The sequence below is a fragment of the Sphingomonas cremea genome, assembly GCF_021502585.1.
Classification (GTDB): Bacteria; Pseudomonadota; Alphaproteobacteria; order Sphingomonadales; family Sphingomonadaceae; genus Sphingomicrobium; species Sphingomicrobium cremea.
The window spans coordinates 46,579-62,252 of the sequence record NZ_JAKFGM010000001.1 but is presented as its reverse complement, the minus strand read 5'-3'; the positions used below and the strand labels follow the sequence as shown (position 1 = coordinate 62,252).

Genomic DNA, 15,674 nt, shown 5'->3' with positions numbered 1-15,674 from the left:
TCCATGGATGCCGCACCGCCTCCCTCGGTGTTCGACCGCTTCGAATTGCCCGCGGCGTCGGCCCTATTGGGCTGGACGCTGCGAGCGATCGACGCGAAAGCCGGGACGATCGAAATCGGCTTTACGATCGATGAGCGCTTCGCCAATCCGCAGGGAATGGTGCAGGGCGGCTTCATCGCTGCGATGCTCGATGACACACATGGGCCGGCGCTCTTCGCCCAGCTCGATGGTGAGATGTTCCCCGTCACTGTCGACTGCAGCATCTCTTTCCTGCGCGCGGCGCGGTTCGGTAACTTCATCGGCCGTGGACGAGTGATCAGTTGCGGCAAAACGATTGCCTTTACTGAGGGCGAATTGTTCGACCATGACGGAACCTTGGTTGCCCGCGGCACCTTCACGTCGCGACTCGTGCGGGGCGAAAGCCGAGGACACGTAAGCTGATGCGAAAAGTTGAAACCCCCGAAGGCCGCTCGGTCCGCTTACTTCGCGTCGGCGAGCAGGTGCGCCATGTCCTAAGCGAAATACTCCAGCGCGGCGACGTGCATGACGACACGCTGGCGAGCCACCTCGTATCAGTGACCGAAGTCCGCATGTCGCCCGACCTCCGCCACGCCACCGTGTTCGTGAAGCCGCTGCTTGGCCAGGACGAGGATGAAGTGCTCAAGGCACTGCGGACGCACACCGCATTCTTGCAGCGCGAAGTGGCAAGCCGGGTCAGAACCAAATATGCGGCGAAGATCAAATTCCTCGCCGACGAAAGCTTCGATGAGGGCAGCCACATCGACACGCTCCTCCGATCGCGCCACGTGGCCCAGGACCTCGGCGAGGGATGAGCGAACTTGATGCGCCCATGCAGGGCGAATATTGCCGTGCCGAGCTGTTTTCCGAGCGATATCGGGAACCGCTCAAATCTGCCTGCGCCGAGGATTGCGACATCTGGCAGGTTTACGCCAATAATTTCGGCCCCGACGGCTTTGATGACAGCATCGACTTTTACCGAAGCAACGACCGAAATCGAACCTTCGTCCTGTTCGAGGGCGACGAGTTGGCCGGAATGTCTAGTTTCCTTGGTATCGACGAGGGCCGCGGAGTGCTGGAGATTGGCGGCACCTATTATCGCCCGCATCTTCGCGGCACCGGCTTCAACCGGCGGATCAAGGACATGATGCTGCGCCGCGCCTTCGATTGCGGTTTTCGCCGGGTCGAATTCCGCGTCGACGAGCGCAACAAGCGCAGCCAGGCGGCGATGACCAAGCTTGGGGCGACACGAGAAGGCGTAATGCGCGCCGATCGCATCACCTGGAACGGTCACGTTCGCGACACGGTCCTTTTTTCGGTCCTTCGTGAAGAGTGGAAGTGATAGGCTGGCTCGGCTAGCCTTGCCCGGTCTCATGCGCCCAATTGTCGCCCTCGTCCTCCTGGCCCTGGCCACCACGACTTCAGCCGCCAAGGCCCCTGGCCTCAGCGTGAAAACGGGCGAAAGCTGGGTTTTTGCAATTCAGGCTGGTCAGCCGGCCAAGGCGCGCAAGGTTGCACCTTCGACGAAGGCTAACAAAGGCCAGGTAATCGTGACCGTCCGCTCCATGATGGGCACGACCATGACGATCAGCAGCAATAACTCGGTCGCCTACACCTACCAGGCCGAACTGATCGGCAAGGGCAAGGCGGTGCCGATCCGGTCCTGTACGCTGCCGGCGAATGGCGGGCTTGCCTTCGAACATTGGCCCCAGCTGGCCGAAGCTGTGAGGCTGAGCAACTTCAAGGTCGCGACGAAAGATGGCGCCTGCCCCTGATGGTCAAGCTCCGCCTTTGCCCGCTAGCCTAGCCGCTCAGTCATCGTCATCGTCTTCTTCGGCAATGGCGTCCGCGTCGCGCGTCGGAAGGTATCGCCACAGCATGACGACATTGCCGGCGGCTGCCGCCACCTGGCACAGGCCGGCCGCCCCGATCATCGCCGCGGGCTCACCACTGCGCAAGGCCAGGAAGACGGCCCCTGCGAAGGACGCTGCGGTGAACAGGATGAAGCCGCCTAAATGGTGCGGCACATAGGGCTCCAGCTTTTGGTGCAGCTTCAATCCTCGGCCAGTCCGCGCAGCGAAATTGCCGATCGGGCCGAATACCGTCAGCAGCGATTTTCCCAGGCGATACGTCAACAGGCGGCGGCCCAGGATCGCCGTATAGCGTGCGACTTCCGCAAATTTTAGGGGGTCGTTGTTGGGGTAGCGGGGCTCGTGCGGAATGCGGGGCCATAAGCGCAGGGTTATATAGGCGATCCACTCGCGCGCCCCGAATGCCACGCCCAGCGCCGCGGCCTGCCAACCCGCGGCCCACCCGATCAAGACGAGCACAAGCCCGCCGGCCGACATCGCCAGCCGGTAATAGGGGGAAGCCACCCGGATGTCGGCGAAGCGCAGATAACGCACGGGCATGCCCAGCGCGATGAACGGCAGGAAAGCAGCAACCTGTTGCTGGCCGATGCTCTTCATCGCCTCCGACAGCAAAGCCACCAGAATCATCGCTGCGGCCAAAGCCGCGCATTGCATTGTCATCGCCAGCCGGCGCGCTTGCCGGCGAATTTCCCGCGGCGCCTTCATCCGCCGCATGAGCGGGGCCTGCGTTGCCAATTTGGTCAGTTGCTGCACGGCCCGGATAGCGGCGACGGCCGCGAGCAGGCGCGCCGTGTCGGCATGGCCGATTGCCGCCACGACCACCGCCCATGTGGCGACGGTCCCGGCTAAAGGCAGATACTCACGCCAGGCGAGCTGTTCGATTTTGCGGCGCCTGCTCACGCTGGCCAGGCGATAGAAAACAAGATTTGGCGGTCCTCCGGAAGGCCGGCGAACTTATGGTCAAAGCAGGCGGCCTTGTCTATCAGGCGCCGATCGTGAATCTACGGTCGGATTGTCGCCGCCTGCGGGTCGACGATTAGGCATGGAAATGACGGGTAAGTTCAGTATGTCGACTGACCCAGGCCAATCGGTCGCTCCGACCCGCATCGCTTTCCTGGCGATCGCCCAGGCGCATCAGTTCCTCCACTGGCTTCCGGCGGCCCTTCGTCTGGCGCGGGAACCTAGCGTAGAGGTAACCGTGCTTGCATCAAGCCAAGCGGGGCTCGATTTCATTCGCTCCTACGATCCGGAGGGTCGCCTTAAGCTCAAGCGGCTAAGGGCTCCTTCACGGTCGCCGGACGGGCTTTTCAAGCCGCCCGGACGTCGACTGACCTTGCTGCTGAACCAGCACATTATTCGTCGCTATCCGACGATCGTAACGACCGAAACGACGAGCGGGCACCTCAAGCTTATTCCCGGTTTCCGATCCCGCCTGATTCACCTGAAACACGGGGCCGGGGATCGCGAGGGCGGCTATAACCCGAAGCATCGTTTCGCCGACCTGACCCTCGTCAACGGACCCAAGGATAAGGAGCGGCTGATCGCCCGCGGCCTTGCGACGGCGGAAAATTGCGAGGTCGTAGGCTACGCCAAGTTTGAGCTGGCGCGCGCGCCGGAAAGGATTTTCCCGAACGACAATCCGGTCGCGTTCTACAACCCTCATTTCGACGCCAAGCTTTCATCTTGGTTCAGGCATGGAAAGGCCCTCGTTCGCCAGATGGAAGCCATTCCCGACTGGAATTTCATCGTGGCGCCGCACGTCAAGCTTAAGGGCGGCCCCATTGTCCGCTCGTCATCGCCCAACGTCCTGATCGACCGCGGCAGCATACGGTCCATCGACATGACCTATACGGAGTCCGCGAATGTCTACGTCGGCGACATTTCCAGCCAGGTGTATGAATTCCTTCGCCGGCCTCGCCCCTGCATCTTCCTCAACCTCGACCATATCGATTGGCGCTCGAGCGAAAATTATCTCCATTGGCGGCTCGGCACCGTGATCGAGCACGTTGAGGAACTTGGACCTGCACTTGCCGCTGCCGAGGAACGGCAGCCCGGCTACGAGCAGCTTCAGCGAGACCTGACGGCAAAGTCGCTTGACCCTTCACCGGTTCCCGCATCGGAGCGGCAGGCTCGGGCGATCCTCGACTTTATCGCACGGACCCAGGGTGAAGCCCGGCATTGAGGTAGGTGCGGGCACGCGCTAACCTGCTGGCCATGGAAAACTCCTCCCCGCTCCCGCCGATCACTTTGCTCATTGAGTGGGAGAATGCGATCGATGTCGCCGACGACTGGACCCGCAAGGCGATGGACGGTCTTGCGCGCGAACTCGCCGCCGTCGCCGATCGCATGCCTCAAAAACCGCGGATCATGTACCTCTACAACCGTCATGCCGTTCCCGCCGGCACGGTCGAGAAGGTGATCGACAGCGAAGCGCCACAGCTTCGCGATCTGGCCGATCTCGAAGTCGTCCCCACGGAAAATCTGACTTATTACAAGCTCAAGAACTATGGGATCGCCCGGACCAGGACGCCGCTTGCGGTCATGATCGACAGCGACGCAATTCCACAGCCGGGCTGGCTCGACGCTTTATTGACGCCTTTCGCGGAACCGAAGGTCATGGCCGTGGGCGGCTTCACCCGCCTCGGCCACGAGGATTTTCTTTCGCGCGCGATGGCGCTGACCTGGATCTTCGACCTCGAGGGCGACCGGGAGAAGACCGAGAGGCGCAATTCGATCCACGTCAATAATTGCGCGGTCCGCACCGATTTCTTCCGCGAGCATCCCTTCCCCGATCTGCAAGCCTTCAAGAAACAATGCGTATTCTGGCTGCGCGGCATCAAAGAGGAAGGGCATCTGTACGTCCGGACTGCCGACGCCAAGGCGATTCACGCCCCGCACCCGGGCCTCCGATTCCTCGTTTGGCGCGCCTGGACCGCGGGTTTCGACAGCGACTTCGTTACCTATCACACGCGGACGAAAAGCCGGGTTGGCCGGCTGGGCTACGCCTTCGTGCATTATGCGAAGAAACTGGCACGCGCGGGCAAACGTGTCCTGCTGCGGGGGGACGTCGTGGGAATGCCCTGGTACGAGCGGCCTTTCGCCCTGCTGATCGCCCTGGGTTATTTCACGGTGCTCCTGGCCGGCCAGATAACCAGTTCGGTGACCCGCAGCCTGGACCCGCTACCGCCCTTCAAGCCGATGGCCCCGGTCACCGCCTGAGCGCCGGTGGCGGTTGAGTCTCGCCAATTCGGCAGCGCCCCTTGACAGCACCCTGGCCGTGTTGACGCGGCCCACTCGCCTGCTCACAACGCCGAGACTCTCCCGCAGCTGTGACCAGCGCCCGAGCTTCGCCAACCGCAACGCATGCCGCGCAAGATCGAGGGAGAAGCCGCGCCTCAGCACGGGATCGTCGTAATAATCCGGATGGCGATCCCAAAAGGCGACAAAGGCATCCATAAACCCGCCGAGGTTCGCTGAAATGCTGTCGTCCGTATAGGTTTTCACCCAGGTCACATCGGGACAGCTCAGGGATGGCACGGCACGGATCACGCGCACGAGGAAATCCAGGTCCTGGCGCCGTTTCAGCTCTTCATCGAACAAGCCGACGGCCAGCGCGGCTTCGCGCGTCACGCTGATCCCGGAGGTCGATTTCCAGATTCGGCGATCGAACAGGGCCCGGATCAGCTCCTCGCGGTTCTCAAGCGTCGGGTTGCGGCAGTCGGTTTGCCGTCCGCGTCGTCGGGTCTTGCGGAAACTGTCCATCATCAGCCCCAGCCCAGGCCGCGCCGCGAAGCAGTCGGCAACGATCCGCAGCTTGTTCGGTAGGAAATAATCGTCGCTGTCGAGGAAGCTGACGATGTGCCCGCGCGCCTGGCGAACGCCCTCGTTCCGGGCGGCGTTGGCACCACGATTTCTGTCTTGCCGGATCAGGCGTACGCGCGGATCCTCCATGGCTTCCACGATCGCGGGACCCTCGTCGGTCGAACCGTCGTCAACAATGAGGAGTTCGAAGTCCTGAAACTCCTGGGCGAGGACACTGTCGATCGCCGCGCCAATTAGCGCAGCGCGATTATAAAGCGGAATGACGACCGAGATCGCGGGGCTGGACGATATGTTCGCTGCCTTGCGCTGGAGCGGCCGGGCATGCTTGGTACCGCGCGCTGCCGGATTAGTCCGGGCCGCCTTGCTCGACGAATAGGACCTTTTGCCATTACCTGCGCTCACGGCTGGATCATCCTCGACAAGCCCGTCGGCATGGGCTCGACCCAGGCCGTGTCCCTGGTAAAGCGGGCACTGCGCGAAGCGGGTCATCCCAAGACCAGGGTAGGTCATGGCGGAACACTCGACCCGTTGGCAAGCGGCGTCCTGCCGATCGCCATCGGCGAGGCGACCAAGCTTGCCGGCCGGATGCTCGATGCGACCAAGGCCTACGACTTCACCGTTCGCTTCGGCGAGGAGACCGACACGCTCGATCTCGAAGGCAAGGTGATCGCAAGCAGCGACATCACCCCGTCCCGCGCCGCCATCGAGGCCGTCCTCCCGAGTTTCACCGGCGCAATCGAGCAGGTCCCGCCGGCCTTCTCTGCGTTGAAAGTTGACGGAAAGCGCGCTTACGACCTCGCCCGGGCGGGCGAAACCGTGTCGCTGAAGCCGCGCAACGTCACCGTCCACGGCCTCCGCATCGTCGATTTCGACCCCGAAGGCACCGTCACCCTCTCCGCCACCGTCAGTAAAGGCACCTACATCCGCAGCCTCGCGCGCGACATTGCTCACACGCTCGGCACCGTCGGGCATATCCCCATGTTGAGGCGCACGAAGGCCGGTCCCTTCACCCTGGAACAGGCGATTTCGCTGGACTTTCTGGCCGATGCCGCTAAGGCGCGCCAACTGACGAGGACGGTTCTCCCGCTTGAAGCGGGTCTGGACGACATCCCGGGCCTCCCCGTCACCCCCGAACAGGCACAGCTGCTCCGTCACGGACAGCAACTTTTCGGGACCCCCGTAACCCCGGGGCTTCATCTGGCGATGGACGGCACAACGCCGGTCGCGCTGGTCGAGAGCGACGGGAGCGCGATCAAGGTCGTGCGCGGGTTCAACCTATAGACAGATAAGGAGTGCTAGATGTCGATTACCGCTGAGAAGAAGCAGGAACTGATCAAGACCCACGCCCGCGGCGCCGACGATACCGGTTCGCCCGAAGTGCAGGTCGCGATCCTGACTAGTCGCATTCAAACCCTGACCGAGCATTTCAAGACCCACGCGAAGGACAACCACTCGCGCCGCGGTCTGTTGATGATGGTCAACAAGCGTCGCTCGCTGCTCGACTATCTCAAGCGCGAAGACACCGCCCGCTACAGTGACCTGATCACCAAGCTGGGCCTCCGTAAGTAACAGGCAAGGGCGCCCGAGCGGCGCCCTTCGCATTTTGGGGCAAGGCCGCATTCCGGCGGCCAGCCTTTTTTGGGGCAAATTAGGCCCCGCGCCGCTCGCAGACCGGATTGTCTGCCAAATGCTGTCCCCGCCGGCATCCGGCCCGCGGGGTGAAGGAAATAATATGTTTGATATCAAAACTGTGGAAATCGAGCTCGGTGGAAAAACCCTGAAGCTCGAAACGGGCCGCGTTGCCCGCCAGGCTGACGGCGCCGTTCTGGCGACCCTCGGCGAAACCGTCGTCCTCTGCGCGGTAACCGCCGCCAAGTCGGTCAAGCCGGGACAGGATTTCTTCCCGCTGACTGTCCACTACCAGGAAAAATTCTCGGCCGCCGGGCGTATCCCGGGCGGCTTCTTCAAGCGAGAGCGCGGCGCGACCGAAAAGGAAACGCTGACCAGCCGCCTGATCGATCGTCCGATCCGCCCGCTCTTCCCTGAAGGCTTCTATAACGAGGTTCTCGTTATCGCCCAGGTGCTTAGCTACGATGGCGAGAATGAGCCGGACATTGTCGCGATGATCGCGGCTTCGGCTGCTCTCACCATTTCCGGCGTGCCCTTCATGGGCCCGATCGGCGCGGCACGGGTCAGCTACCAGGACGGCGAGTATATCCTCAATCCGTCGCAGGAGCAGATCAAGGCCGGCCAGCTCGACCTGGTTGTCGCCGGCACGCCCAATGCGGTGATGATGGTCGAATCTGAAGCCAAGGAGCTTTCGGAAGACGTCATGCTCGGCGCCGTCATGTTCGCCCACGAAGCGAGCAAGAAGGTTTGCGGAGCAATCATCAGCCTCGCCGAGAAGGCCGCCAAGGACCCGTGGGAGCTCGCCACTAGCGATGCAAAGACCGCGGCCAAGGACAAGCTCAAGAAGCTGATCGGCACGGACGTCGAGGCCGCTTACAAGCTGACGAACAAGTCGGAGCGTTCCGCCGCTCTCAATGCCGCGCGCGAAAAGGCCAAGGAAGCCTTCACCGACGCTGACCCGCAGGAGCAGATGGCTGCATCGAAGGCCGTCAAGAGCCTCGAAGCGGACATCGTCCGTGGCGCGATCCTCAAGGAAGGCCGCCGCATCGACGGCCGCGATACCAAGACGGTTCGCCCGATCGAGGCGATTGTCGGCTTCCTGCCGCGCACCCATGGATCGTCGCTGTTCACCCGCGGCGAAACCCAGGCGATCGTTACCACCACGCTCGGCACCAAGGACGCCGAGCAGATGATCGACGGGCTGGAGGGTCTTTCCTACTCGCGCTTCATGCTGCACTATAACTTCCCGCCCTATTCGGTCGGCGAAGTCGGCCGCTTCGGCGCGCCGGGCCGTCGCGAAGTCGGTCACGGCAAGCTCGCCTGGCGCGCGCTGAACCCGATGCTGCCGAGCGCGGAGGAGTTCCCCTATACGATCCGTGTTCTCTCAGACATCACCGAGAGCAACGGCTCCTCGTCGATGGCCACCGTCTGCGGCGGCTCGCTTGCGATGATGGACGCCGGCGTTCCGCTGGCGCGCCCGGTCGCGGGCATCGCCATGGGCCTGATCCTGGAAGGCAAGGATTTCGCGGTCATCAGCGACATCCTTGGTGACGAAGATCACCTCGGCGACATGGACTTCAAGGTTGCGGGCACGTCGAACGGCGTCACCGCGCTGCAGATGGACATCAAGGTCGCCGGCATCACCGAGGAGATCATGAAGGTCGCGCTCGCCCAGGCGAACGAAGGCCGCGCGCATATCCTCGGCGAAATGGCCAAGGCGCTCGACCACACCCGTACCGAGCTGTCGGCGCACGCGCCGCGGATCGAGACGATGCAGGTTCCCAAGGACAAGATCCGCGAGATCATCGGCACCGGCGGCAAGGTCATTCGCGAAATCGTCGCGACGACCGGCGCCAAGGTCGACATCGACGACGAAGGCCTGATCAAGATCAGCTCGTCCGACCTGTCGCAGATCGAGGCCGCTCGCCAGTGGATCCACGGCATCGTCGCGGAGCCGGAAGTCGGCACCATCTACACCGGCAAGGTCGCCAACATCGTCGATTTCGGCGCGTTCGTGACCTTCATGCCCGGCAAGGACGGCCTGGTCCACGTTTCGGAAATCAAGAACGAGCGGGTCGAGAATGTCCGCGACGTCCTCACCGAAGGCCAGGAGGTCAAGGTCAAGCTGCTCGAGGTCGACCAGCGCGGCAAGGTTCGCCTGTCGATGCGCCTGGTCGACCAGGAAACCGGAGCCGAGCTTGAGGACACCCGCCCCGCGCGCGAGCCCCGCGAAGGCGGCGATCGTGGTCCGCGCGGTGACCGTGGCGATCGCGGCCCGCGCCGCGATGGCCGTGGACCTCGGCGCGACGGCGGCGACCGTGGCCCGCGCCGTGAAGGCGGCGACCGGGATCGCGGACCGCGCGGCGAAGGCCGTGGCGACCGTGGGCCTCGGCGCGAGCGTGAAGGCGGAAACGACGAAGGCCCCGCGCCCGAGTTCGCTCCCGCGTTCCTGAATCGGGATGACAACGACTAAGCTGTTCCCCGGCCTTGGCCGGGGTCCAGTTCTCTAAAACAATGGCCCCGCGGATCGGGTCCCATCAAGGTACTACTTTGACGGGGCCCAGGATGCGGGGCCGTTTTGCTGCGGTGCCTCGTCCCGGCCCTTCCCGGCCAGGCCGCTGCCGATTCCTGCGTCGCCACGTAGCAGGGAAATGTTTCCACTCATGGGTTACTAGCACGGGTTAATTCGTCACTTGTGGAGTCCGCGGCGAGTCATTACGCCCCTGTTTCGGACGACCCTGCCCGCCAGCAATACTATCTTGCTGTGACGGGGCCGCCTCAAGCGGGGGATCGTCCGCAGTGGGCCTTCCCTTTCGCGTAAAAGAAGGGGGTATCACCATGAGGATGTTGATCTCGACCGCGATTGCGGCGGCACTGGTTGTGTCGCTTCCGGCGTGCAAGCAGCAGCCGGCCGGCAACGAGGCCGCCGTCGCGGAATCCGCGTCGTTGGAGGCCTTGAACGGCACCTGGAAGGTCGACCTGGCCAGCCTGAAGTTTGAGCAGAAGCCGAACGAATTCCTGCTCAAGGACGGCACTTATTCATGCAGCACTTGCATCCCTCCGTTGACCGCCTCGGCCGACGGCCAGTTCCACCCCGTGACGGATCGTCCTTATTATGACAGCCTGCAGATCAAGGCTGTGGACGACCGCACGGTCGAATTCCACCGCAAGAAGGGCGACAAGGAGGTTTCATCGACTGTCCTTCAGGTATCGGAGGACGGAAAAACGATGACGACCAAGTTCGTCGATGCGACCACCCCCAATTCGCCGCCCATCGAGGGAACTGCCACCTCGACCCGGGCCGGGCCTGCCCCGGCCGGCGCCCATGCCATTTCGGGGCAGTGGATGCCCGACAAGTTCGCCGACTATTCCCAGGCAGCGCTGGACATGGTCTACAAGATTAGCGGCAACACCGTGACCCAGAGCAGCCAGGGCCAGGGCTATACCGCCGAGCTCGGCGGGCCGGCCGTGGCGGTCCAGAACGATCCGGGCGGAACCATGGTCGCCATCGCGCGCGATGGCGCGAACAGCCTTCGCGAGACCTATACGCGCGACGGCAAGGAAATTGGCGTGACGACGATCGTCCCGAGCCCGGACGGCAAGTCCTTCGCCTTCACCAGCGTCGATCCGCGCGACCAGTCCAAGGTCACTTGGATCGCCAACAAGAAGGAATAGCGACGGGCAAGCGCGACAAAGCGCGCAAAAGGGCAGCGTCGCAATCCGCGGCGCTGCCCTTTTTTACAGCGATTGGCTGGAGGTGTTTCAGCCGTCTCTCACGCTAATGCCTTCTAGGGAAAAGTCCCGATGGGCAGGCGGCGTTAAACGCCGGAATGTCGACCTTGGGAATTCAGCGTTTCGCTGAGGAGATGGCATGATGTCGAACAGGGGCAAATTTGCAGGTTCCGTCGCGGTTGTCGCTTTACTGGCGGGCGGGGCTTATCTGGCGCAATCGCGCGATGCCGATGCGGTTGTTCCGGATGGCGTGCTGTCCGTCAGCCTGGCGCAGGACGCTCCGGCGGCGGCCATCCCCAGCAATCCCGACCGGGACGTGTTTTTCGGCCAGACCCATAACCACACCAGCTGGTCGATGGATGCGTTCACGATCGGCAACACGCTGACCGGACCTGCCGAGGCATATCAGTTCGCCATGGGCATGCCGATCAAGCATCCCGGCGGCTATGAAGTGAAGCTAAACAAGCCGCTCGACTTCCAGGGTGTCACCGATCACTCGGAATATCTGGGCATGATCCGCCTGGCGAACGATCCGACGTCGCCTGTCAGCAAGCTTCCCATCGCCGACAAGCTCAAGGCCAGTTCTCCCGAGCAGGCCATGCAGGTCTTCAAATATCTCGTATCGTTCATTGCCACGAACAAGCCGATCCCGGGCCTAGCGGATCCTGCGCTGACAAAATCGGTGTGGGACGAATATGTCGCCATCTCCGAAAAATATAATCAGCCCGGGAAATTCACCGCGTTCGTTTCCTATGAATGGACGTCGGCGCCTGGCTATCAGAACATGCATCGCAACATCTTCTTCCGCGACAGCAAGCATTTGCCGCAGGTCCCCTTCACTTCCATGGATTCCGACAAGGCCGAGGATCTTTGGGCGTGGATGGACGGGCAGCGGAAATCGGGCACGGACCTGCTCGCCATTTCCCACAACGGGAACCTCAGCAACGGGCTGATGTTCCCGGTCTCGACCGACGGCAAGGGCAAGCCCCTGACGCCGGCCTGGGCCCAGGAGCGGCTCAACAATGAGCCGCTGACCGAGATTCACCAGCTGAAGGGAACGTCGGAAACCACGCCCGAGCTGTCACCCAATGATGAGTTCGCCGACTATGAGCTGATGAACTTCATGATCGGCCTCGATAACAGCTACTCCAACCCGCACGGCAGCTTCGTCCGCGAAGCATATCAGCACGGCCTGGCAATGCAGGCGTCGCGTGGCTACAATCCCTATAAGTTCGGCATGGTCGGTGCCGGCGATTCCCACAACACGGTCACTGCCTATACCCAGTCGAACTATTTCGGCGGGCATGCTTTCCTGGACGGCTCGCCAAAGGCCCGCCTGGCCGGAACGGTCGAGGCCGGCATGGACATTGTGAAGCTGAGCACGTCGGGCCTGGCCGGCGTCTGGGCCGAGCAGAATACGCGGGAATCGATCTTTGACGCCATGCGCCGCAAGGAGGTCTACGGCACCAGCGGCGTACGCATTAAGGTGCGCATGTTTGGCGGCTGGAACTATCCGGCGACGGTGTTCGGCCAGCGCGACTGGGTCAAGGTCGGCTACCGCAACGGCGTGCCCATGGGCGGGGACCTCCGGCCGAGAAAGGGCGGCGCGCCAAGCTTCCTTGTCTGGGCGCTGAAGGACCCCGACGACGGCAACCTCGACCGCATCCAGATCGTCAAGGGCTGGACCAAGGACACCAAGCTTTACGAGAAGGTCTATGACGTCGCGTGGGCCGGGGATCGCAGGCCCGATCCGCGCACGGGCAAGGTCCCCGCGATCCGCAGCACCGTCGACATCAAGAACGCCAGCTACACCAACACGGAGGGCGCGGTGGAGCTGAAGAAGGTGTGGCGCGATCCGGATTTCGATCCGTCGCTGCATGCCTTCTATTACGTCCGCGTGCTGCAGATCCCGACGCCGCGCTGGTCGACCTATGATGCCAAGGCGCTGGGCGTTGCGCCGCCGAAGGGCGTTTCGCCCACGGTCCAGGAGCGGGCATGGGGATCGCCGATCTGGTACACGCCCACGACCGCACAGGCTCGCCTGCAGAAAAACGGGGTGAGGATCGCGGCAAATGTCGATCCGCGGCCGAAGGCAAAGGCGAAGCCTGCCAACAGGGGATTGCTGACCCTTGCCACGGGATCATAGCGACAAGGCCCCGGGGGCGGAGCAGTTGCCGCAAACGGTAAGGCAGCGCATTCGCAAGGCGCTGCACGAACCGCTGCTGCTTTTCCTGCTGATCGGCGCGGCCATCTTCATGCTCTACCTCGCCGTCACGCCCCGGCGCGTGGCGGACCCGGGTTCGCGGATCGAGCTGACCAGCGACGACATGCGCCAGATCGAGCTGGGCTGGACTGCCAAGTGGAAGCGGCCGCCCACCCCGGCCGAATGGCACGACCTGGTCGAAGACGCGGTGCGCGAGGAAGTACTTTATCGCGAAGCCCTGAAGCTCGGCCTCGACCAGGACGATACCATCGTCCGCCGGCGGCTGGGGCAGAAGCTGGAATTCCTGATGGAGGATGTTTCGGCCCTGCGCGACCCGACCGTTCCCGAACTGAAGGCGTGGTACGGGCAACATGGCGCGCAATTCGCGCTTCCCGCCAAGGTCACCTTCTGCCACGCCTATTTTTCGCCCGACAGCCCGGGCGGGCCGGCCGAAGCCCGCGCCAAAGCGGCATTGGCCCAGCTCCGCTCCAAATCGTCATGCGGCGCCAGCGGATCGATCGGCGACCGCTTCCCCGACTATGACTATTACGCTAATCGCTCCCCGGACGAGGTCGCCAACGTCTTCGGCACGCAATTTGCGAAGGCCCTGTTCCTCCTCCGGCCCGGCGGTTGGCAGGGACCGGTCGAGTCAGGGCTAGGCTGGCATCTCATATTGGTCGAGGCGATGACGCCGGGCCGCGTGCCCGCATTCAGCGAAGTCGACCGCGCGGAGATGGAATCCGCCTGGCAGGACGACCAGCGCGCCGAAGCGAAGCGCAAGGCGTTCGCGGCAATGCGCGCAAACTACCAGGTGGTCCTGCCGAAAAGCCCGGCCTCATGAACCGGCTGTGGCTGCGGCTGGCGCTGTGGCTGGGCTTGCTGATGGCCGCGACCGCCGTCCAGGCGCATGAATCGCGCCCCGCCTATCTTGAGATTAATGAGGTCGTTCCCGGCCGCTATTCGCTGCTTTGGCGAACGCCGACGAACGGCGGCATGCCCCTGCCCGTAAGGCTGCAGCTACCCGCCGGCGTTCGCGATCTCACTCCAACCGCCGTGCGCGAACTTTCGGACTCGCGGGTGGAACGCCGCCTTATTGAGTCTCCGGACGGATTGGCCGGCAAGCGGATTTACTTTGTCGGCCTGCAGGGAACCATCGCCGACGTATTGGTCCGCGTGCAGCAGGCGAACGGCATCCAGTCGACCGTCCTGGTCCATCCCTCCAACGCCTGGGTCGATATCCCCCGGGAACAGGGGGCAATGGCCGTGGCCAGCTCCTATGGCCTGCTCGGGGTCGAGCATATCCTCTCCGGCTTCGATCACCTGTGCTTCGTGCTCGCGCTCATCATGATCGTCGGCTTCAACCGGCGGCTGTTCTGGACCGTGACCGCCTTCACCCTTGCCCATTCGATCACGCTTGCGCTTGCCACTTTGGGCGTCATCCACGTCCCGGGCCCGCCGGTCGAGGCGACGATCGCCTTGTCGATCGTGTTCGTCGCCAGCGAGATTATCCAGCAGCAGCGCGGGCGGGAGGGGCTGGCCTCGAAACAGCCGTGGCTGGTGGCATTCACCTTCGGTCTGCTGCACGGCCTCGGCTTTGCCGGGGCATTGGCGGAGATCGGCCTGCCGCCCAACGCCATTCCGCTGGCCCTGCTGTTCTTCAACATCGGGGTCGAGGTCGGCCAATTGATGTTCATCGCGGCGGTATATGCGGCCATGCGTTTGCTGTTCGCGCTAGTGCCGGAACGGATCGATCTGCGCCGCGCCGCGGCCGTCCCCGCCGTCATGATCGGCGGCCTCGCCAGCTTCTGGGTCATCGAGCGCGTGTATAACTTCTGGGTCTAACGACGACTGATCGTCATCGCGAGCCGCCCTGGCGGCGCGGCGATCCATGGATTGCTTCGCTTCGCTCGCAATGACGAGCGGTGTAGGAACAACCTATGCGCACCCGCCTGAGCATCTGCCAGAAGAAGGCGCGGTTCCGTTCGGCCGAGGATGCGCAGCTCATCGCCGATCGCTCCGCCGTCCCCCTAAGACCCTACCGCTGCGACCGCTGCCGCATGTTCCACCTCACCAGCCGGACGAAGGGGAAGCGGGTGGTGAGGCCGGGGATGGCGGGATGACGAGATCCTCCCCGGAACGGGGAGGGGAACCAGCGTAGCTGGTGGAGGGGCCGGCTCGCCGATCCCAAGTCCCGCCCCAAATACGAGAAGCCCCCACAGCAATGAGGTGCCTTTTATTAATCATGATTCGCTAATTGGGCGCGATGAATGCCCCTGCAAAAGTTGTTCCACCGTTGGCGGAAGAATGCCGCGACAAACGCGAAGCATTACTCCAGGCCTTTTGTGCACTCGAAATCGAGCTAACCGCAGCGCTCGGCCCGGACTCACCTAAGATGTTTA

General features: G+C 63.2%; 15 protein-coding genes. 13 read left to right on the top strand and 2 right to left on the bottom strand.

Going from position 1 to position 15,674, the window contains the following annotated elements; all coding sequences use genetic code 11:
• The first annotated feature begins 3 nt into the window (after positions 1-3).
• Genes LVY65_RS00300 through LVY65_RS00285 form a run of 4 tightly spaced genes read left to right on the top strand, consistent with a single transcriptional unit; the run spans position 4 to position 1,793 of the window.
• A complete protein-coding gene (locus LVY65_RS00300) occupies positions 4-441 on the top strand; it encodes a PaaI family thioesterase (protein WP_235066024.1) in 438 nt (145 codons plus the stop codon).
• Complete coding sequence (gene rbfA / locus LVY65_RS00295) at positions 441-833, top strand: 30S ribosome-binding factor RbfA (RefSeq protein ID WP_235066023.1); 393 nt, start codon at positions 441-443, stop codon at positions 831-833. Before LVY65_RS00300 ends, rbfA begins: the two co-directional genes overlap by 1 nt.
• The gene (locus LVY65_RS00290; RefSeq protein WP_235066022.1) at positions 830-1,360 is read left to right on the top strand and encodes a GNAT family N-acetyltransferase; all 531 of its coding nucleotides are present in this window, start codon (positions 830-832) and stop codon (positions 1,358-1,360) included. The genes rbfA and LVY65_RS00290 overlap by 4 nt, the downstream gene beginning before the upstream one ends.
• A gap of 31 nt (positions 1,361-1,391) precedes the next feature.
• Positions 1,392-1,793: a hypothetical protein gene (locus tag LVY65_RS00285; protein ID WP_235066021.1), complete on the top strand. Its 402-nt coding sequence runs from the start codon at positions 1,392-1,394 to the stop codon at positions 1,791-1,793.
• A 36-nt stretch (positions 1,794-1,829) separates the two neighbouring features.
• Here the strand turns inward: LVY65_RS00285 and LVY65_RS00280 are convergent, their stop codons facing one another.
• The gene (locus LVY65_RS00280) at positions 1,830-2,705 is read right to left on the bottom strand and encodes a hypothetical protein (RefSeq protein ID WP_235066020.1); all 876 of its coding nucleotides are present in this window, start codon (positions 2,703-2,705) and stop codon (positions 1,830-1,832) included.
• A 250-nt stretch (positions 2,706-2,955) separates the two neighbouring features.
• On the opposite strand from LVY65_RS00280, the gene LVY65_RS00275 reads away from it, so the two are divergent.
• Together LVY65_RS00275 and LVY65_RS00270 are read left to right on the top strand one after the other, a co-directional pair.
• The gene (locus LVY65_RS00275; protein WP_235066019.1) at positions 2,956-4,071 is read left to right on the top strand and encodes a glycosyl transferase; all 1,116 of its coding nucleotides are present in this window, start codon (positions 2,956-2,958) and stop codon (positions 4,069-4,071) included.
• A 32-nt stretch (positions 4,072-4,103) separates the two neighbouring features.
• Positions 4,104-5,108, top strand: a complete 1,005-nt coding sequence (locus tag LVY65_RS00270) for a glycosyltransferase (RefSeq protein WP_235066018.1) — start codon at positions 4,104-4,106, stop codon at positions 5,106-5,108.
• On the opposite strand, the gene LVY65_RS00265 is transcribed toward LVY65_RS00270, so the two are convergent.
• A complete protein-coding gene (locus LVY65_RS00265; protein WP_235066017.1) occupies positions 5,070-6,200 on the bottom strand; it encodes a glycosyltransferase family 2 protein in 1,131 nt (376 codons plus the stop codon). The two genes, LVY65_RS00270 and LVY65_RS00265, sit on opposite strands and share 39 nt — an antisense overlap.
• On the opposite strand from LVY65_RS00265, the gene truB reads away from it, so the two are divergent.
• From truB to LVY65_RS00230, 7 genes are all read left to right on the top strand, one after another.
• Positions 6,144-6,992, top strand: a complete 849-nt coding sequence (gene truB, locus LVY65_RS00260; protein ID WP_235066016.1) for a tRNA pseudouridine(55) synthase TruB — start codon at positions 6,144-6,146, stop codon at positions 6,990-6,992. The genes LVY65_RS00265 and truB overlap by 57 nt on opposite strands.
• An 18-nt stretch (positions 6,993-7,010) precedes the next feature.
• A complete protein-coding gene (gene rpsO, locus LVY65_RS00255) occupies positions 7,011-7,280 on the top strand; it encodes a 30S ribosomal protein S15 (RefSeq protein ID WP_235066015.1) in 270 nt (89 codons plus the stop codon).
• Positions 7,281-7,443: 163 nt separating this feature from the next.
• A complete protein-coding gene (gene pnp, locus LVY65_RS00250; protein ID WP_235066014.1) occupies positions 7,444-9,813 on the top strand; it encodes a polyribonucleotide nucleotidyltransferase in 2,370 nt (789 codons plus the stop codon).
• 365 nt (positions 9,814-10,178) lie between these two features.
• Complete coding sequence (locus LVY65_RS00245; RefSeq protein ID WP_235066013.1) at positions 10,179-11,015, top strand: hypothetical protein; 837 nt, start codon at positions 10,179-10,181, stop codon at positions 11,013-11,015.
• Positions 11,016-11,211: 196 nt separating this feature from the next.
• Entirely contained in the window at positions 11,212-13,218 is a 2,007-nt protein-coding gene (locus LVY65_RS00240) for a DUF3604 domain-containing protein (protein ID WP_235066012.1), read from the top strand.
• Complete coding sequence (locus LVY65_RS00235; protein ID WP_235066011.1) at positions 13,202-14,116, top strand: peptidyl-prolyl cis-trans isomerase; 915 nt, start codon at positions 13,202-13,204, stop codon at positions 14,114-14,116. Before LVY65_RS00240 ends, LVY65_RS00235 begins: the two co-directional genes overlap by 17 nt.
• Positions 14,113-15,117, top strand: a complete 1,005-nt coding sequence (locus tag LVY65_RS00230; RefSeq protein ID WP_235066010.1) for a HupE/UreJ family protein — start codon at positions 14,113-14,115, stop codon at positions 15,115-15,117. The genes LVY65_RS00235 and LVY65_RS00230 overlap by 4 nt, the downstream gene beginning before the upstream one ends.
• Positions 15,118-15,674 lie beyond the last annotated feature (557 nt).